The sequence below is a fragment of the Sphingomonas sp. Leaf339 genome, assembly GCF_001426195.1.
In the GTDB taxonomy this organism is placed as follows: domain Bacteria; phylum Pseudomonadota; class Alphaproteobacteria; order Sphingomonadales; family Sphingomonadaceae; genus Sphingomonas.
This window is the reverse complement of the sequence record NZ_LMRS01000059.1, coordinates 1-19519: the sequence shown is the minus strand read 5'-3', so window position 1 is coordinate 19519 and position 19519 is coordinate 1. Positions and strand designations below refer to the sequence as shown.

Sequence of the window (19519 nt, the reverse complement as noted above, 5' to 3'; positions counted from 1 at the left end):
AGAACACGATGTCCGCCGCCCTCGATTCCTTCGCGCCAAGCATAGCGCATCTCCGGACGATCGCCACGCCGGTCACGGACTATCGTGTGCTGCCGTTCGGCATTGATGAGCTAGACAATCGGCTCGGGGCAGGGGGGCTACGTGCCGGAGGGCTGCACGAAGCGACCGCCCAATCCGGGGCATTGGTCGACGACGCGGCGACGACGCTGTTCCTGGCCGGGATTGCGGCGCGTGAAGCGGCGAACGCCGGCGGGCTGGTGCTTTGGGCAAGCTGCCGCCCCGATATCTACGCACCGGGGCTGGCTCAGGCGGGCCTCACGGCTGCAAGCGTCATCTACGCGCACACACCCGACGATGCCACGCTACTCGCCGTGATCGAGGACGCTGCGCGCGACGGCACGCCGTCGGCGATAGTCGCGGACGCGAGTAAGGTATCTATGGTTGCCACGCGCCGCCTGCAGCTGGTGGCGGCTGAAGCCGATATGCCCATCTTGCTGATGCGCCGTCGACGCAAACGCGACGAGGATCCATTCGCCGAACCATCTGCCGCGTGGACGCGCTGGCGGATCGGCTCCGCGCCTTCGGCGCGGTTGGATGTCGCGGGTGTAGGAAGAGCGCGGTGGTCGATCGAACTCGCGCGACAGCGCGGAGGTGAGGGCTTTTCCCTGATATTGGAGGCCAGCGATGAGACGGGTTGTCTCGCTGTTCCTGCCGAACTTGGCCATCGAACGGCTGAGACGGTTGGAACGGCCCGCTTCGCGGCCGCCTGAGCGCCCGCCCCTCCAGTTACCGGTCGACGACGATCCCGGCGCCTGTTCGGTGCCGCGGGGCGGCGGTTGGCGTCCTGGCGCCCGTTGGGCGCGGACCAGCGCGCAATCGCGTGAAGAGGTGGAGGCACAGATTGCGTCGCTACCTGTTCACGCACAGCCACCCATGCGCGAGCTTGGCCGACGGTCGGAGGCGGCGAGCCACCCCTACAAGACGGCTGCGCTAACTATGCGAACCGCGCCAGCCGCAGCGCTAACCGTCGATCACGCCCCGCTTGCGCTTATCGGCAAGATCGGTCGTCGCGAGGAGGTCGTCGCCGCCTGCACAGGCGCGCAGGCGTTGGGGATCCATGCCGGCATGGCAGCGACCCATGCTCGCGCGCTGGTGTCTGATCTCGATTTCCGTCCGGCCGAGCCAGAAGCAGACGCGGCGCTGCTCGATCGCCTCGCACTACTGGCCGTCCGGCGCTGGTCGCCGATCGCCGCGGTGACGCCGATGGATGGCCTGTGGATCGACCTCGCCGGATGCGATCATCTTCACGGCGGAGAGGAACGCTTCTGCCGTCGTCTCCTGGCCTTCTGCAGGCGGGCAGGCTTCACCGCTCGCGTCGCGGTCGCGGACACACCGGGCGCCGCTCACGCGCTCGCGCGGTTCGGGAAAGGGGAGCTGACGCGCGTCGATCCATACGGCACGGTCGAGGCAATCAGCTCGTTGCCGATCGCGGCGCTGCGCCTGTCGGCGACCGCGCTGTCGGCCGCGCGCAAATTCGGGTTCGAGCGTGTCGCGGACCTGCTGCCGGTCGCGCGCGGTCCGCTGGCACGTAGACTTGGTTTGCCGGCGATCACGCGTCTCGATCAGGCGCTAGGCGGCCTCGCCGAGCCTATCACGCCGCGAGATGACCCCGAGGTGCCGGCGGTCGAACGCCGGCTGCTCGAACCGATCAGCACGGCCGACGCGATCGAGAAGGTCATGTCGGATCTCTTGGGGGACCTTGCCGAGGTGCTGCAGGCGAGGGGACTCGGCGCTCGATCGCTGCGCCTGACGGGAATGCGCGTCGACGGCACCGAACAGGTTGTCGCGATCGGCACATCGCGGCCGACAAGGGAAGTTACGCACCTGCTGCGGCTGCTGAAGCTCCGTATCGAACGCATCGACCCGGGCTGGGGCCTCGAGCAATTTACGATGGTAGCACCGCATACCGAGCCCCTTGATGCAGTAGATCTCGGGGCCGTCTTGGCGGGCGAGACGCTTGTGCGCGATCCCGCACGGCTGGTCGACGTGATCGCGGGCCGGATCGGAATGCGATCGATTTTCCGCATCGCCCCGGTGGAGAGCCATGTGCCGGAGCGGGCCGTCGCCCACTCCGACCCGAATGTCCTGCCGGGTGATTGGCCTGCTTGGCAACGTCCGGTGCGTCTTTTCGCGCGCCCAGAGCCACTGCACCGAGTTATCGCACTGATGCCCGACCAGCCACCGCGACGCTTCGAGTGGCGGGGAACGGTCTACAAGGTCGTCGCCGGCGACGGCCCCGAGCGCGTTCATGGCGAATGGTGGCGACGCGACGCGGAGATATGGGCGGTCCGTGACTATTACCGGGTCGAGGACGATGCGGGCGGCCGGTACTGGGTGTTCCGCCGCGGTGACGGGTTCGAGGACGATACCGGCGACCTGTCGTGGTGGATGCACGGGGTCTTCGGATGACCCACTATGTCGAGCTTCAGGTGCTGACGCACTTCTCACTGCTCCGCGGCGCGTCCAGCCCCGAAGAGCTGTTCGCGGCTGCGGCCTTGCTTGGATATCCAGCGATCGGCGTCAGCGACATCGGCACTGTTGCCGGCGTCGTGCGCGCGTGGGAGGCGCAGAAAGCCACAGGCGTCCGCTCGATCGCAGGAACGCGCGTTGATCTATCCTGCGGCCGTCGCCTGCTGCTCTATCCCACCAACCGCCCCGCCTGGTCGCGCATCACGCGACTGCTGACCGTGGGGAAGGGGCGGGCAGGGAAGGGCGGATGCCTCCTCCACTGGCACGACCTTGAACCATGGTCCGAAGGCGTCGTGGCGATCCTGCTACCCCATGAGGCAGACGAGGAGAACCTTGCCGCGCTGAGGGACCTGAAGGCGATCTACGGACGGCGCGGCTACATGGCGCTATTCCAACGACGTCGGCCGGGGGATGCAGTGCGGATCGATGCGTTGGCTCGTCAGGCGGGCGGTGCTGGCGTGCGGGCGGTCGTCACCGGCGACGTGCTCTACCATGCGCCTGAGGCACGACTGCTGCAGGACGTGGTGACGGCCGTGCGCGAGAAATGCACCGTCGATGAGCTCGGCTACCGGCGCGAGGTCAACGCCGATCGCGCGCTGAAATCGCCCGACGAAATGGTGCGACGCTTCCGAGCCTATCCGGACGCGCTGCAGGCCAGCGTCGACATATCGCGCATCTGCACGTTCGACCTCGGCGAGCTCCAGTACCAATACCCGCACGAGAAGCTCATCGACGGGCTGACCGCTCACGAAGCACTGCAGCGCTTGGCGGATGAAGCTGTCGACCGGATGTTCGATGGCAACGTGCCGCAGGCTTATACCGACCAGATTACCCATGAGATGCGGCTGATCGGTGAGCTTGGCTACGCGCCCTACTTCCTGACGGTGTACGCGATCGTGCGTGAAGCGCGCCGGCGAGGGATCCTGTGCCAAGGGCGCGGTTCGGCCGCCAATAGCTGCGTCTGTTTCGTGCTCGGCGTGACGTCGATCGACCCGATCAAGCACGAGTTGCTCTTCGAGCGCTTTGTCTCATGCGAGCGTCGTGAGCCGCCCGATATCGACGTCGACTTTGAGCATGAGCGCCGCGAAGAGATCATCCAGTGGATCTATGAGACCTACGGCCGCAATCACTCCGCGCTGACGGCCGTCGTCACCCGCTACCGCGCGCGCGGTGCCGTGCGCGACGTGGGTAAAGCACTAGGACTCCCGGAGGATCTAACATCATCGCTTGCCGGCTTGGTCTGGGGCTGGTCGGCGGACGGCGTGGGCGAAAAGCAGGTCGAGGAGCTGAACCTCGATATCGGCGATCGGCGACTACGCCTGACGCTGGACCTTGCGCGCAAGCTGATTGGCGTTCCGAGGCACATGTCTCAACACCCAGGCGGCTTCGTCCTCACCCATGACCGTCTCGACGATCTCGTCCCGATCGAGCCCGCCGCGATGGAAGACCGGCAGATCATCGAATGGGACAAGGACGACATCGATGCGCTGAAGTTCATGAAGGTCGATGTGCTGGGTCTCGGCATGCTCGGCTGCATGAACCGCGCCTTCAATATGCTCGAGGCGGACAAGGGGCTGCGCGTCGGCCTCGCCGACCTGCAGGACGACGATCCCGACGTCTATGCCATGATCTCGAAGGCCGACACGCTCGGCACGTTCCAGATCGAAAGCCGCGCGCAGATGTCGATGCTGCCGCGCATGAAGCCGCGGCGCTTCTATGATCTCGTCATCCAGGTGGCGATCGTGCGGCCGGGCCCGATCCAAGGCGACATGGTCCATCCGTATCTGCGCCGGCGCGAAGGGCTGGAGAAGCCGGAATACCCCCGGCCGGAGCTGCGCGCCGTACTCGAGAAGACGCTCGGCGTGCCCCTGTTCCAGGAACAAGCCATGAAGGTCGCGATCGTCGGAGCCGGCTTCACGCCCGCCGAAGCGGACCAGCTGCGCCGGGCCATGGCGACGTTCAAGGTGACGGGCGGCGTGTCGCATTTCAGCGATAAGCTGGTCGAGGGCATGGTCGATCGTGGCTACCCGCGTGACTTTGCCGAGCGCACCTTCCGCCAGCTCGAAGGCTTTGGCTCCTATGGCTTCCCGGAGAGCCACGCCGCATCCTTCGCCAAGATCTCCTATGCGAGCAGCTGGATGAAGCATCATCATCCGGACGTATTCTGCGCGGCGCTGATGAACGCGCAGCCGATGGGCTTTTACGCGCCCGCCCAGATCGTTGGCGATGCTCGTGCGCACGGCGTCGAGGTCCGGCCGCCCTGCGTCAATGCCAGCCGCTGGGACTGTACGCTGGAGCGGACCGGCGGGCGCTACCTGGCGGTGCGCCTTGGGCTGCGGCAAATCCGAGGGCTGTCGAACGCCGATGGTGCCAGGATTGTCGGTGCCCGCGAGCTGACCGCGTTCGAGAGCGTGGAGGATGTCTGGCGGCGGTCGGGGGTGCCGCGCGCCGCGATTGAGAAGCTGGCAGACGGCGACGCCTATCACAGCTTCAGCATCGATCGCCGGCAGGGGCTATGGAAGGTGAGGGGGCTGGGCGACGCACCGCTGCCGCTCTTTGCTGCGGCTGACCGGGTAGCGGAGACCTTCAGCGCCGAGGGGGTCGAGCCCGACGTGGCGCTGCGGCCGCTGACCGATGGCCGCGAGGTCATCGAGGATTACCGCGCGCTGCAGCTCTCGCTCCGCGCCCATCCGCTGACCTTCGTTCGCTACGAACTGACCAGGCGGGGCGTCACCAAATGTGCCGATCTCGCCAACATCCGCGACGGCCGTCATGTCGAGGTCGCCGGCATTGTGCTCGTGCGCCAAAAGCCGGGATCCGCCAAGGGCGTGCTGTTCATCACCATCGAGGACGAGACCGGGATCGCCAATGGCATCCTCTGGCCCGACCGTTTCGAAGCGCAGCGCCGTACGATCATGTCCGCCTCGATGGTCGGCATGAAGGGGCGAGTGCAGAAGGAAGGCGAGATCATCCATGTGATCTGCGACCGGATCATCGATCATGGCGACCTGTTGCACCGGGTCGGGGACATGTCGTTCCCGCACCGGACCGGACGCGGTGACGCTGCGCAGCATCCCGGCTCCCCCGATCGCGGCGACAAGGGATGGCAGCCGGAGGCGCGCAATCAGTACTGGCCGCCACATGCTGAGGGGATGGACCCGGAGGAAGTCGTGCGGTTCAAGTCGCATGACTTTCATTGATCCATGTCAAACCTGCCGAGGCATCAGCGTGTTGTGATCGCGCTTTCTGTACATATTTTGCGATGCGGGGTCTCACGTTGTTCGGAAGGGCGTGTCGATGTGCCGGAGATCCGCTTGGCGCTACGTTGCCTGCTGCCGCACTGCCCAGAAAAATGGCCGCTAACGATGTTCTGGGACGCGGCAGGTCAACAGAACGAAATAGGGCGTGCGCAAGGTGTCACTGCAGCGTTCAACGGGATTGTGCGCCAGCTCCGCCGTGCTGGCTGCTATGAGGAAGTGACACCGTCGTGATCGACTTGCATAGCGAATTGCCGGGATAGAGCTTGCTGCAAACCACACGACACTGGCCTGGACGACGGCATCATCCAGGCCAGCGCGAAACGTGGTACGGCTACTTGCTAATCAGGGCGGATCGGCCCGGAACCCCCTCAGCCCGACGTGTAAGACGGCCGGGGCGGCTTAGCCTTTTTCGGGCGCAATTCCGAAAGCTGGCGTTTGGAGCGTTCCTTAGTGATCGCAGGCTTGACGATCTTGGATGGCTGGGCAGCAGCGTGATGTGGCTTCTTGGTGACCGCGGTGAGCGCGGCAATGGGACGGAATGCACCACCATCAAAGCGATAGGGCAGGTAGAGACGGCTGCCGTGATTCGCTCGTATGCGGCCCCAAAACGCCCAGACATCAAAGTCCTTCGGCACGACGACCGGGACCTTACGGGCGTGATGCCATTTGACGAGAGCCGAGCGGAGAGCTTGGCGAATGACGCTGCCTTCACCAACGCCGAACATCACGTTCATCAACTCGACTTGCGACTGCCCCTCAAACAGACGCAATGCAAACTCGTCCCGATACCCCTTTTTTGTATCCATCATACGGTTGCGACCAGGCTTAGAATGGCTTGGCATGAGGTTTTTGGCGCTGAGTGTCTGTTTCATGAGATAGTGCGCGACACGTTCCATATGGCCATAACCTTGATCGATGACAGCAATATGGACGGGTGCCGCTCCCAAACCGCAGTTCCATGCCGGCGAAGCATTCAACTCCTTCACAGCGGCGGCGTGATCAAAAGGCATGTCTGTCCAGGCGATGGCATGTGCACCCAGCAGCAGGGAACGACCCGCCCCACCCCCTGGAAAGTTCATCAACGGGTGGACCTCGAGCATGGCAAACGCATTAACGTCCATCTTTGCCAAAGCACGACGCATCTTCTTGATCATCTGATCAAGCGCAAGGTGGGGAGTGCGGTCTGACGTCGTGCCACAATCATCCACAAAGCTGATCATATAATAGGTGCGGTCTTGCGGCGCGGCGTCCTGATGGCACGACGTCAAGGCGGCGAGGGTCTTGGACGCCATGTTGCGTGCTGAGATGTCCGACCAGAGCAGGCGCTCTGCGCGGGCGCCGACTCCCAACAAGCCTAAACCATATTGGAGGTCATGATCATCCAGGTCAAAACTCGTCAGGTGATCCCGAATTTTTTTAACAATTTCTGCGAACTTCGCCTTGGCTTTATCGCGCTCGGCGTGGGGATGAGGAAGAATTTTCGTGGGCATTGGAAAGCTCCAAAGATGCGCACAGATGGTCCCGGATAGTATCGGGGATACACGTACGACCATAAACATGTGCGGGTTATGTATATTACTAAGGCTACCAGGGATGATGGCTTGGCGTGTTTGTCATCCTCACGGACGGGTCGTTGCGAGCCGAACACCGCATCCCAGTTCGAGTGCTGCTGCTTCGAATGCCTCGACGCTCTCAATCGGATAGCGCACGCGATTGCCGAATTTCGCGTATTGCGGCGCTTGGCGAAGATCTCGTCGGCGACGAAGAAATTTAACGCTCAAGCCCAACCGCTGCGCTAGTTGTTTTTCGTCGAGATAGCGTGGTGATCCGTCATCACGGATTGAGGCCTTGTTTTCTGAAGTTGCCATTGAAGATTGCTCCTGTCAGGCTCGGAATGTCCCGACCGGCAGCTTTACAAGACAGCCCATCTTGCATGATTTTGCGCGCGAATGAGGTCGAGCAGCAACTTGGAGTGCTCAAACAGCGTCATCAGGTATGTTCTAATTTCGAAAATTCGAAATTACGCCGGCTACGTTTTAGTTAGGGGAAAAGCCATTGCAAAAACCGATCCGTAATGAATGGTTTATGAGAAGCGCCCGGGCGAAGGCAGCGGCGTATCGGAAACTCAGGCCCGGAGAAACGGACCTTGCCGATTTTGCCGGCCTCATTGATCTAGTTGGAACCCGCTACCAACGTGCGACCCGAGGTGCCGCGACAATGCCGAACGACGTTCCTTATGCGGTGTTACGCCGCTGGGTATATCGGTTGGGTCACGCCTACGCAGAAGCGGGCATGCAGGCTGAGTTGCAGGCGTATGTCGAGCACCAGTATGGAGCGAGTCATCGTCTCGCTAACAATGACGCTTTCGTGTGGGTGATAAAGCTCATCCGTTACACAGATACATATGAGGCGGTAAGTAGTGCTGAGTGGAGTAAGATGGCACCAGTTCTTGCACTAGCTGAGGGTTTAGACATTCACAGCAGTTATCTTGAGCATTTCATAACTATGTGTGGTGGAATGTCTAAAATAAGGATGTTTCTAGGCCCGGATAAACAAGTTCCCAAATGGGTTGTAGGCATTACCCGTCGCGCCCAACGCGCTGTAAAAGCAGATCTGGAGATAAAAAATGATTAAAAAGGTATAATATGATATCTTTCATTTTATCTTGATCAACTTGAATCCGCCAATTTTGCGATGAGCTTTTGCAAATGGACTGCCCAGGCATCCATCGCAACACGCTTTTCAGGCTTCCAATCATGCCGTTGGTATACCCCCGCCGTTCCGCTTTTCGAACCGCTTACGTGGTTCAAAAGGGCTTCAGTTACCTCAAATCGTACATTCAGACGCTGCATGGCCGTTGCGAACGTGCGCCGCAAATCATGAATCCGCCATGCGCTAATCGGTCGTATGGAGTGACGCTGGACAATTCCATCGAGCCGCATCTTCGCCTTCGAATAACCAGAGATTGGCGTTTTGCCGGTGGTCGTAAAAACAAAGCCGGCGTGGGGCCAGCTATTACCCCCAGCCAACCCGTCTAATTCTATCAAGGCGAGGTCGTTTAGCGGGACCGTATGTTCCTTTGCGTTCTTCGATCGCCGGGCAGGAATGACCCATTCCAAGCTATCGCGGTCGACTTCGCTCCATGACATGCCTGCCACCTCGTCGCGCCGTTGACCTGTCACGATCAACAGGCGAAAAAACGCGGCGAACGGAGCCCCAAGATCGTCAGCGAATACCGCAATCAACGACAGTTCGTGATCGGAAAGGACGCGATCACGTGATGCGACCGCAGCAGGGCTTCCCATACCTTCGATCGGTGAACGCTCAAGGTCGCCGCGCTCGACGGCCCAGGTGAAAAGCTTACGAACCAGCGCAAATATGCTCCGGGGTAGGGCGGGGCTTGAGCTCGGTAATCTGTCAAAGATCGATACCACATCGCGGCGCTCGATCGTCAGTAACGACTTTCCCGCAAGTGTTGGAAACACCCAACGACGCATGTTGCTCTCGGCCGAGGCATAGGTCCGCGGTCGCCATTTCTGCTTGCCATATTCCGCCAAGAATCGCTCGCCGTATGTAGCAAAATCAAACCGTATATTGTCGAGTTTTCGTGCTTGATCAGCAGCAGCCTTGTCGTTTGCCTCGATGCGTGGATCCGTGCCGCTACCGACCTTTCTAAGGATTCGTTCTGCTTCCTCACGGGCTGAATTCGGGCTCCACGCGCCGTGTTGTCCGATCGTCCAGCGCGATGTACCGGTCGAACGACCTCCCATGCGATACTGCACTATGTAGGTCTTCGTGCCTTTCGGGGTTATTTTTACTCCAAAACCGCGCAAATCGGTATCCCACATGAACTCGTCTCGGTCTTTTGGTTGCAGGGCATCCACTGATCGTTTGGTGATTTTGCCGTTTGGCATAGCCCCTCCTTAGCAATCATTCAGCAATCACCGCAGCGTACAATCGGGGGTATCAGGGGGCAAGTGGGACTACGCAACGGACGACGAACCCTCGTCAAAGCTCATTTTGCGAGGATGGAGCATCAGACTACGAATCTGAGGGTCGGACGTTCGAATCGTTCCGGGCGCACCATTTTCCTTCTGCTAGAAGAGCAGATTGTGAGAAGTGGAAATAGGGCGCGATGGGTTGATCCCATCGCGCCCCCTTTAATTTTTGCTATGGCTCACTGAGCTAATCGTTTTGACGTCGGTCGTTGACGAGCGGCGCTTGAAAGCGCTATCTAAATAGTGTTTTGCAGTGACGGCAAGCCCACCTGCTTGGCTGGTAGATCTGCCGTGTAACGCGGATCTGTTGGCGACGGGACGGTCGTCTCTACGTCCTGACCCGAGCAGATGCCGGTTGCGAGCGCAACAGCGTATCTCTCCTCAGCAATTTTTCTTTGCGCTAGCAACTTCCCGCTCCGCCTGAACGAAGCCGTATTCTGGTATTACCGCACCTGCAAAGTCGGTTACATCGCTCCACTTTTCGATCAGCAAATCGGCCGCTTGATCGCCGCCACCGATGAAGAGTCCGTCGGTCAGGGTGATATTCGCGACAGCGAAGTGTCCGGCCCCGGCGCACAGGATGGCACGCGTTGGTGCGGCGTCACCTACAAGCTGCAATAGGCCGGGGCTGACCAACGCCGGATCAAGACGCGTCAGGTTGTCGTCGGAAAGAACGCCTTGGGTCATCTGGGTGGCTGCGGTGGGGGCCAGCGCGTTGACGCGAATGCCGTATCTCTCCCCCTCGATTGCAAGCGTCTGCATCAGACCGACGAGGGCCATCTTGGCTGCGCCATAGTTCGCCTGACCAAAATTGCCGTAGAGACCGGAAGACGATGTCGTCATCACGATGCGGCCATATTGCTGGCTACGCATCGAATCCCACACCGCCTTTGAACAGATCGCGGCGCCAAACAGGTGGACGTCCACGACCTGCCGAAACTCATCCATCGTCATCTTGGCGAAGCTCTTGTCGCGCAGCATACCTGCGTTGTTGATAAGAATGTCGATCCGGCCCCATTCGTCCAAGACCCGGGTTACCATGGTAGCAACGGCGGCTTCATCGGTGACTGATGCGGCGATGGCGACGGCTTCGCCGCCCGCACGTTCGATCTCGGCGGCGACGGCCTCTGCATTGGCGATCGACACGTCGTTGATCACCACGCGAGCACCCTGACGGGCGAGGAATAAGGCATGGGCGCGGCCTAGTCCGCCACCGGCGCCGGTGACGATGGCGGTACGGTTCTTCAGATGCATGGCGATATCCTTTGCGGCGCACGCGGCGCGGTCGATCGTGGTTCTGTTGAGGAATTTTGGAGGGTCTATGACTATGTCAGCGCCCGACCAATGTCGTCCCGAAGCCGTAGTTTGTCGATCTTGCCGGTTGGCGCCAGCGGCATGGCGGGCAGGCGGACGACGGTGTCGGGAATCCACCACGACGCCACCCGCCCGCGCAGCGCTCCCAGCAGCGCCTCATCGCTGACGTCTTCGCCCCCGTCGCGCAGTTCGACGACCAGCACGGGGCGCTCTCCCCAGCGGACGTCTGGCCGCGCGATGACGGCGGCAAGAGAGACTTGGGGCAGGGCGCTGACCACGCCTTCGATCTCGGCGGGATTGATCCATTCGCCACCGGATTTGATTAGGTCCTTGGCGCGGCCCGTGATGAACAGATTGCCGCCTTCGTCCATCCGGGCCAGATCGCCGGTGGGAAACCAGCCGGCATCGTCGGTCGCGCTGTCGTCATGGCCAAAATAGCGTTCGATCACCGCCGCGCCGCGCACCCGCAGGTGCCCCTCGACGTCGCGCTGGTCGGGTAGCGCGACGCCGGCCGCATTGGTGAGCAGCAGGTCGACGCCGATCGCTGGTCGGCCCGCCGCCGCCGCCGATCGCGCCGCGTCTCCCGGCACGGCGAAGGTGCCGGAGGGCGAGAGTTCGGTCATCCCCCAGCTGGTCTGAACGGTGACGCCCAGCCGCTGTTCCAGCCGATCCATCAGTGCTGGCGCCATCGGCGCTCCGCCCACAATGATGCGGTCTAGGCTCGGAACGTCACCACCCGCCATGTCGAGATGATCCACCAGTCCCAGCCACACCGTCGGTACGCCGACCGCGATCGTGACCCCCTCGTCCCGGATCAGGCGGGCAAGGCTGACGCCGTCGATATGACGCCCCGGCAGCACCAACTTGCCGCCGACCGCGGGCACCGCGAAGGGCAAACCCCAGGCATTGGCATGGAACATCGGTACCGCTGCCAGCACCGCATCGCGGCGCGTGATCGCCATCACGTCCGCTTGGAGCATCCGCAGCGTGTGCAGGAAGCTGGACCGATGCGTATAGGTGACGCCCTTGGGCGCGCCTGTGGTGCCGGAGGTGAAGCAGAGGCCAGAGGGCGTGCGTTCATCGAACCGCCCCCAGGTGACCGCCGCCGGATCACTGGTCAGCAGCGCATCGAGCGCATCGACTGCGATCGTGCCAAACGCCGTGGCGGTCATGGAACCGTCGACGACCAGCAGCTGGTTGACCGTTCCGGCTTGCGCCGACAGATCATGCGCCAGCGGCAACAGATCGGCGCTGACAACCAGGATTCGCGCGCCGGACTGCCTGATCATCGTCGCCAGTTGTGTGGCGGTCAGCCGGGGATTTAGCGTGTGGCATGCAGCACCGATGCCCATGATCGCGTACCACACCTCGACATGCGCGCGGGTATTCCAGGCCAGCGTCGCAACCCGGTCGCCGATGCCCATGCCAAGATTGACCAGCAAGGCCGAGATCTGGTGGGCGCGTTGCTCGATCTGCGCATAGCCGGCACGGCCACCGATGCCGTCCGCCCCCGCCGTGACCACCTCCGCCGTAGGATGCCATTTGGCAGCGTGGCTGAGGAAGCGGTCCAGCGTCAGCGGAAAGTCCTGCATGGCGCCGTCGTTCAGCGGCTGGTCGGTCATTGGCAAGGTGCTGCCTTCACCAGGACCGGGGAGGCGACACCTGTGTTCCAGTTCCACGGCTGATCGCCCGCGGCGCGACGGCGACAGGTGGCAGCTTCGTGAAGCGCATACATATTTGGGAGCAGATATGTGCCGGGACGCGCCTCCTGCGCGAAGGCCATGAAGTTCGCCTGCTCGCCATAGGGCTTCCAGTCGGGCGCGTCGGGAGCGACCGGGGTGCCGGTGCGCGCGAAGGACGCCCAATAACCCGTCATCATACGCGACAGCGCGCGTTCGCGAGGGGTATCCGGCACCTTTGGCCAAGCGGGGGGCATGTCGGCGGCGGTGCCAAACACATAAGGGATCTCCGCCGCGTGGAAGGCATGAAGCCCGTTGTCGTCCGCGGCCGGATAGCCATGGTCAAAGAAGTACAGATAGGAACGCTGGCCGGCGGCGGTCTGACGGATCGCCAGCCGGGTCGCGGTCCAGCCGTACATCGCGTCGCGCGTGGTCGCCAACATGCTCTGAGCCATGTCGCCGGACGGGTAGAGGCGCAGGAAAGCGTCGCTCAGGTCGCGGTAGCGATCGCGGATGGTCGCCTCATAGGCAGCACCATTGGCCGGCGCCGGCGGCAGCAGGAATCGCAGCGAACGGATTTCGCCTGCATTGAATCCGGCTAGGACGGGCACCGGTGCCTGTTCGCCGCGATCGAACGTGTCGACCAGTTGCCGCGGCAACGTCTTGCCGTCGACCGTGCCCCACGGGATGTATCCGGCCGCCGTCGCCTTCTGCACCAGCGTCTCGGCCGGGATCGCGCGAAGGGCGGCGACGTCCGCGGCACCCATCGCGGTCGCCAGCCGGACGCCCTCCGATTCCGCCGACGGCATCCCGTGCGTCGCGGTGCGCAGCGCTGGCATCGACACCAGATAGGCGCTTTGTGCGATCGCCTTGTGGAAGAGGCCCCGTGCGGGCGGCGCCGCCATCAGATAGGTCGTGCTGAGTGCGCCTGCGGATTCGCCAGCGACCGTCACGTTGCCGGCATCGCCCCCAAACGCGGCGATGTTGCGCCGGACCCAGCGCAGCGCGGCGATCTGGTCGAGCAACCCGTAATTGCCCGACACCCCGTCACCGGATTCGGCACTGAGACCGGGATGCGCCATGTAGCCGAGGATACCGAGCCGGTAGTTGATCGTGACGACGATCACGCCCTGACGCGCTAGGCGAGCGCCGTCGAACATCGCCTCGTGCCCATATCCCGCGAACAGCGAGCCGCCATGGATCCAGACCAGGACGGGCAGCTTGCCGCGGTTTTTCGGCGCCCAGACGTCCAGGACCAGGCAGTCCTCAGACATCCGCTTCGGGGCATCGGCGTAGATGCTGCCAGGTCGCGGCAGTGGCTGGACGCAGGCCGCGCCGAATTCCCGTGCCGGGCGAATGCCCTGCCAATCCGCCGCCGGGGCGGGCGGGCGCCAGCGCAACGGGCCAACCGGCGGTGCGGCGAAGGGGATGCCGCGGAAGATGTCGAGCTCGCCTTGGCTCTCCCCCTCCAGGCTGCCGGCGGGGGTGGCGGCGACTGGCCGGGTGGCGGCGGGGGCCGCACTCGCGAGCATCGTGGCAAGCGCCACGCCGAAGAACATGGTGCGCATTATCGTACCTCGATTGATTGCTGTTCGCGTCGGATCGCCCTGGCCAGCGCCAGGAAGAGCAGCACGGCGACGCCGAAGAAGGGAACGATCGTGTAGAACGCCATCTGCAAGGGGTTGCCGTAGCCGGCCGCCCTGAACCCATCGCTGGCGAATCCCAGATAGGTGGGGCCAAGGCCCAGCCCGATCATGTTCATCACGAGCAGCAGCAGTGCGCCCGCCATGACCCGCTGGCCCGGCCGAACTTCCTCCTGCACCAGCGCCACGGCCGGCGAGAGATAGAAGTAGTTCAGCCCCATCGGCAGGATCAGCAACAGCATCGCCCATTGCCAGCTCGGCGCTGCGACGAAGCCGACGAAGAACGGCGCGGCGACGACCAGCGCAGCCGCGGGGATCAGCGCATAGGCGCGCTTGCTCCGCGCAGCGAAACGGTCGACGAGCCGGCCCGAAACGAAGATACCACCGCCCATCGAGACGAGCACGAGCAGCGCATACCACACCGCCACTTCGCGCAGCGTCATCCCTTTCTCCTCCATCAGGAAAAGGGTGGTGAAATTGGCGGTGGCATAGGTGATGAACTGGTTCGCGCCGGTTGCCAGCGCAGTCAGCCGCAGAACGGGGCGGGCAAAAAACATGCGGCAAGTCGCAAGGAACGGCGCCTTCTCCGTCGGAGGGGCGGCCACGTCTATCACGTCAAGCCCGCCGCGAACCGGTTCGCGTACGGTGAGGAAGACCAGCACGGCCGTCACGATTCCGACCACACCCAGCGTCATGAACGCATCGCGCCAGCTATACGCCGCCGCGATCGAAGCACCGAACGCGACGCCTAGTGCGTTGCCGATCGGCGGGCCCAGATTGTAAAGGCCGAGCGCGGTACCCCGGGTGCCGGGCCTGAAATAATCCGAGATGATGGCATAGGATGGCGGCACCCCGCCGGCCTCGCCCACCCCGACCGTCATGCGTGCCGTCGCCAGCTGACCGTAATTGCCGGCCAGCCCACAGGCTGCCGTCGCCGCGCTCCACAACCCGCAGGCGAGCGACACGACCCGCACCCGGTTGGTCCGATCCGCGAACCAGGCGACCGGCACCGATATGATGCAATAGAAGAGCGCGAAATACAGCCCGCTGATCAGCCCGATTTGCCCATGGGTCAGCCCGAGCTCGTCTCGGATCGGCTTGGCCAGGATCGCCAGCAGCTGCCGATCGAGGAAATTCAGCACATAGACGAAGCACAGCACCGCCAGGACGAACCAGGCCCGCCGCGCCGATGGTGGGGTGCGCCCCGCGGCAGCGGCAGCGGCAGCGGCGGGGGGCGGCGCGGCGGCCGGGTGGGATCGGGTCGCCATGACTCAGATGCCATAGGCCAAGCGGAAGCCGATTGTGCGTGGCCGCAGCGTGCCGACACGGCTGGCGAAAAACGCTTCCGGGTGGATGTAGGTGGCCGAATGATTGTCGGTCAGGTTCTCGACGTATAATTGCCCGGTCCAGTCGCCACGGCTGACCCCCAGCGTCAGGTTCATATTCACGTAATCGTCGGTCTCGCCGAACGTGGGCAGCCGCACGTTGGGATTGCCCGGCACGTTGGGAAACGAGCTATTGTACGATCCGACATATTGGGCGTTCACCGCCGCGGTCGCCCGCGTGCCGGCGCCGATGTCGAAGCCATAGGACAGGAACGACGATCCCTGCAGGCGCGGGGCGGAGAGCCGGTGTCCCAGCACCGCACCGGAAATCGCGGCCTCGGCGGCGGTCAGGCGGGTGATCTTTGCATCGTTATAGGCCACGTTCAGGCCCAGCGTGACGCCGGTGGCCGGGATGACCGCCATCTCCACCTCGAAACCCTTGCTGCGCGCCGCGCCGATATTGGTCGCGAACTGAACCGAATCTGAGATGCGGTTGGCCTGGACCTGGATGTTGCTCCAATCGATCCAGTAGGCCGCCGCGTTGATCGTCACCCGTCCGTCCAGCCAACGGCCCTTGGCCCCCACCTCGTAACTCTTCAGGTCGTCCGACGACGCGCCGGCGGGGATAACGATATCGTTGGCGTTGACCGTGCTGACCCGCCCGGCAAAGGCGTTGACCACGGGGCCGCGATACCCCGTCGCGAAGGTAGCATAGGTGGTGATGTGGTCGACCGGCTTGAAGCTGGCGCTGGCCTTGTACGAAGGTTTTGATCCCTTCGCCTTCACGCCGGTGACGGCAGTGTAGGGCGTCAGCGTCAACGGCCCGCGCCGTCCGGTCAGCGCTGCGACAAAATAGTTGCTATTGTAGCCGCCCGCCTCGGTGAAGCCCTGTGCTGTGATCCGGCCGTAGCGCAGCCCCCCGGTCAGCCAGAAACGCGGCGAGAATCGGTAGCTCACCTCGCCAAAACCGGCCAGTTCCGAGCTGTTCTGATAGGTATATTGCTTCTGGTAATATTGATCGGTCAGCCCGGTGATGCCGCGCGCCTGAAGGAACGGCAGCGACGAGCGATAGAAATAATCGACGTCGCGGCGACGGTTGAGATAGAAGCCGCCCACGACGAATTGCAGCGGACCATCGAAGGTGGAGGTCAGCCGCGCCTCTTCGACGAATACCTTGTCATAGCCGTTGGCATCGAGACCGAACGCGATCGCGCCGCCGAAGGTGTTGGCTAGATCGGCATAGAACCGCTGCTTGAACCGCGAATAGGTGCTGGAACTGGTCAGCTTCGCAAAGTCAAAATCATAGTCGATCGTGCCGTTGATGATCGTCTGCTTGCCCGTGAACCGGTCCGGCTGGTCCGACACGCGCTTCTCGCGGCCAAGCGACGGGCTGGTGAGCGACGAGTCCTTGGGATCGCTGTTTTCGTAGGAACCAAGCAGCCGGATCGACAGCCGGTCGGTCGGTTTCCACAGGGTAATGACCCGGCCACCATAATCGACCAGCGTGTTCGAGTTGTGCACGCCGGTGCCGACATTGTCGAGATACCCTTCCTCATGCCGGTAGAAGCCCACCGCGCGCACCGCCAGCTTGTCCGTCACCAACGGCACATTGACCATCGCATTGTACCGCTGCCGGAACGAATCCGATCCGGTCAGGCCGAGATCAACAAGTGCCGAGGTATCGAAGTCGTTGAGGTCGGGGCTTTTGGTCAGGATGCGCATAGCGCCTGACAGCGAACCCGATCCGAACAGTGTCCCCTGCGGCCCGCGCAGGAATTCCACCCGCTCAACGTCGAACAGGTTGGGATCGACCACAGTGGTGTTGCCGATTGTGGAGACGGGCAACTCGTCCAGATACACCGCGACCGTGCTCTGCAGGTTCGCGCCATATCCATTCGTGGCGATGCCGCGCACCGTGAAGTTGTTAAAATTCTGCGTGGGGCGGTTCAGCACGACACCGGGCGTTTCCCGTGCCACGCCCTCGAACCCAACGATACCCTTGCGGCTGAGTTCGGCCTGCTGGAACGCGGTGACGCTGATCGGTACGTCCTGGATGCGTTCCTCCCGCCGGGTGGCGGTGACCACGATCTCGTTGCCCTCCGCCATCGGGCGATCGCGATCACGGCCCGAGCGGTTGGTCTGCCCCGATTGATCAGACGTCGTCTCCGGCGGTGCATCGGTGGGATTGGGAGCGGCACCGCTCTGCGCGTTTGCCGGTGAAATCATGATCGTGAGCGCAGCCAGCCCGGCTGAAGCGTACAGCAATCCCCGCATTCTCTCTCTCCAGTCGGCCCGGCTGTTGCGCCGGTTCCTAGAGCGGAGATGACACCATCAGCAGCCGGATGTCAACATTCACTATCGCGAGCGTTAGTGAATTAAATGATGCTTTGTTTCCGCGTGTGGGATTTGGCGGAAATCAAGTGGCGTTATTCCCCGTTGCCGGTTTTGATGACCTCGCTATTGGCGCCAGCCGCCCCGGTTTGCCGGTCGCAGATGCTGCGGAAGCCGGCGGCCATGAACTGAGCCATGCGCTGTTTGACCGCAACGAAGTCATCCGACCGGCATAGCCCCCCTGACAGCTTGTCGATGCGGCCGGTGCGCGCAAGCGTCAGCATCAGTGAACCAGTCACGAAGTGATATCCCCAGAAGATATCTTCACGCGAACATTTAGGCATCGCGCGCTGCAGGATCTCTATCAGGCGAAGGACTACTGGATCAAAATACTCGTCCATCATGTCTGCACCCCATTCAGGGGTGTTCGCCACTTGAGCGCCTAATGCAGCATAATTCTTCCAGCGCTCCCCGCCTTGGATATAAAGGTCGAGGTCCGTATCAAGAAAGGCGTGCAATGCACCTTCCACGGTAGGACTGGTTCCACTTGTACGTTCATAGTCCTCGAGCGCCCTCATACGGGTTTCGCTGGTAACGATCGCGCGTCGAGCAAAGACCTTGTCAAAAAGCTCTTTTTTATCCTTGAAATAATAGCTCAATAAGGTGCGGTGAACGCCAACCCGTAACGCGACGTCATTCAACGTAACCCCATTTAAGCCGTGCTTTGAGAAAAGTTCTTCGGCGACGTCGAGAATTTGCTCGATCATCTCGGCGCGCTGCTCAGCCTTCCGGCCGGCTCGCTTAATGGGCTTGGTCTCCGTCACGCAACCTCCCTGTCAGGGATGTCGCTCCGCCGTCAAGAAATGGCATTTGCCAGGCAGACGATGTTGGGGTGGCTTGGCCAAAGCCGGGCGGCGGCTTGTCGCTTTCGATCACGGTACCCTGGTTTCGCATCTAGGGTTAGGACCCATTGATGTGAGAAGCGCGATCTGATTCAGGCTCCGTGAGGAGACTGAGGATGAGCGACCTGTATTGGCTGACAGAGGAGCAGATGGCGCGCCTGCGGCCATATTTCCCAAAGAGCCACGGCAAGCCGCGGGTCGATGATCGGCGGGTGTTGAGCGGCATCGTTTTCGTAAACTGTAACGGGCTGCGCTGGTGCGATGCCCCGAAGGACTACGGCCCGCACAAGACGCTGTACAACCCGTGGAAGCGCTGGGGAGAGAAGGGCATCTTTCTCCAGATGATGGAAGGGTTGGCTGCCACAAGCGCCGACCCGAAGACCGTCATGATCGACGCAACCTACCTCAAGGCACACCGTACGGCATCGAGCCTGCGGGTTAACGTATGGCTCGCCCCGTCGGCAAGCGGTTTGTGTCTAATATTCTGAGCAGTCTGCGAAAACGTATCCGGCCTTTCGACGCGAGGTCGTTGGCCAAG

General features: G+C 62.5%; 13 protein-coding genes and 1 pseudogene. 5 read left to right on the top strand and 9 right to left on the bottom strand.

The window, feature by feature from the left end:
* Positions 1-8: 8 nt before the first annotated feature.
* Genes ASG67_RS16810 through ASG67_RS16800 form a run of 3 tightly spaced genes read left to right on the top strand, consistent with a single transcriptional unit; the run spans position 9 to position 5729 of the window.
* Positions 9-770, top strand: coding sequence for an ImuA family protein (locus ASG67_RS16810; protein WP_235535269.1), 762 nt, complete (start codon positions 9-11; stop codon positions 768-770).
* Positions 685-2469 (top strand): DNA polymerase Y family protein, encoded by a 1785-nt coding sequence (locus tag ASG67_RS16805; RefSeq protein WP_321163549.1) that lies wholly within the window; start codon positions 685-687, stop codon positions 2467-2469. Before ASG67_RS16810 ends, ASG67_RS16805 begins: the two co-directional genes overlap by 86 nt.
* Positions 2466-5729: an error-prone DNA polymerase gene (locus tag ASG67_RS16800; protein WP_056532526.1), complete on the top strand. Its 3264-nt coding sequence runs from the start codon at positions 2466-2468 to the stop codon at positions 5727-5729. Before ASG67_RS16805 ends, ASG67_RS16800 begins: the two co-directional genes overlap by 4 nt.
* A gap of 428 nt (positions 5730-6157) precedes the next feature.
* On the opposite strand, the gene ASG67_RS16795 is transcribed toward ASG67_RS16800, so the two are convergent.
* Both ASG67_RS16795 and ASG67_RS18580 read right to left on the bottom strand, forming a co-directional pair.
* Entirely contained in the window at positions 6158-7279 is a 1122-nt protein-coding gene (locus tag ASG67_RS16795) for a hypothetical protein (RefSeq protein ID WP_056532522.1), read from the bottom strand.
* A gap of 129 nt (positions 7280-7408) precedes the next feature.
* Positions 7409-7657, bottom strand: a complete 249-nt coding sequence (locus ASG67_RS18580) for a helix-turn-helix transcriptional regulator (RefSeq protein ID WP_082543611.1) — start codon at positions 7655-7657, stop codon at positions 7409-7411.
* Between the two features lie 187 nt (positions 7658-7844).
* Here ASG67_RS18580 and ASG67_RS19065 point away from each other — a divergent pair, with 187 nt between their 5' ends.
* Positions 7845-8423 carry a hypothetical protein gene (locus ASG67_RS19065; protein WP_156460893.1) on the top strand — a complete coding sequence of 193 codons (579 nt, stop codon included), beginning with the start codon at positions 7845-7847 and terminating at the stop codon, positions 8421-8423.
* Positions 8424-8458: 35 nt separating this feature from the next.
* Here ASG67_RS19065 and ASG67_RS18575 read toward each other — a convergent pair whose 3' ends face one another.
* The 7 genes from ASG67_RS18575 to ASG67_RS16760 form a co-directional block, all read right to left on the bottom strand.
* Positions 8459-9703: a tyrosine-type recombinase/integrase gene (locus tag ASG67_RS18575; RefSeq protein WP_082543610.1), complete on the bottom strand. Its 1245-nt coding sequence runs from the start codon at positions 9701-9703 to the stop codon at positions 8459-8461.
* Between the two features lie 465 nt (positions 9704-10168).
* Positions 10169-11041 carry an SDR family NAD(P)-dependent oxidoreductase gene (locus tag ASG67_RS16785; RefSeq protein WP_056532518.1) on the bottom strand — a complete coding sequence of 291 codons (873 nt, stop codon included), beginning with the start codon at positions 11039-11041 and terminating at the stop codon, positions 10169-10171.
* Positions 11042-11112: 71 nt separating this feature from the next.
* On the bottom strand, positions 11113-12723 hold the full coding sequence (locus ASG67_RS16780; RefSeq protein WP_235535268.1) for an AMP-binding protein: 1611 nt from the start codon (positions 12721-12723) through the stop codon (positions 11113-11115).
* A complete protein-coding gene (locus ASG67_RS16775) occupies positions 12720-14348 on the bottom strand; it encodes a carboxylesterase/lipase family protein (RefSeq protein WP_056532513.1) in 1629 nt (542 codons plus the stop codon). Before ASG67_RS16775 ends, ASG67_RS16780 begins: the two co-directional genes overlap by 4 nt.
* Positions 14348-15691: a spinster family MFS transporter gene (locus ASG67_RS16770; protein ID WP_056532508.1), complete on the bottom strand. Its 1344-nt coding sequence runs from the start codon at positions 15689-15691 to the stop codon at positions 14348-14350. The genes ASG67_RS16775 and ASG67_RS16770 overlap by 1 nt, the downstream gene beginning before the upstream one ends.
* A 3-nt stretch (positions 15692-15694) precedes the next feature.
* Positions 15695-18022, bottom strand: coding sequence for a TonB-dependent receptor (locus tag ASG67_RS16765; RefSeq protein WP_056532506.1), 2328 nt, complete (start codon positions 18020-18022; stop codon positions 15695-15697).
* A gap of 152 nt (positions 18023-18174) precedes the next feature.
* The gene (locus tag ASG67_RS16760; RefSeq protein WP_082543620.1) at positions 18175-18846 is read right to left on the bottom strand and encodes a TetR/AcrR family transcriptional regulator; all 672 of its coding nucleotides are present in this window, start codon (positions 18844-18846) and stop codon (positions 18175-18177) included.
* Positions 18847-19097: 251 nt separating this feature from the next.
* Between ASG67_RS16760 and ASG67_RS16755 the strand changes: the two are divergent.
* A pseudogene (locus ASG67_RS16755) lies at positions 19098-19421 on the top strand (transposase); the annotation flags it as partial.
* Positions 19422-19519 lie beyond the last annotated feature (98 nt).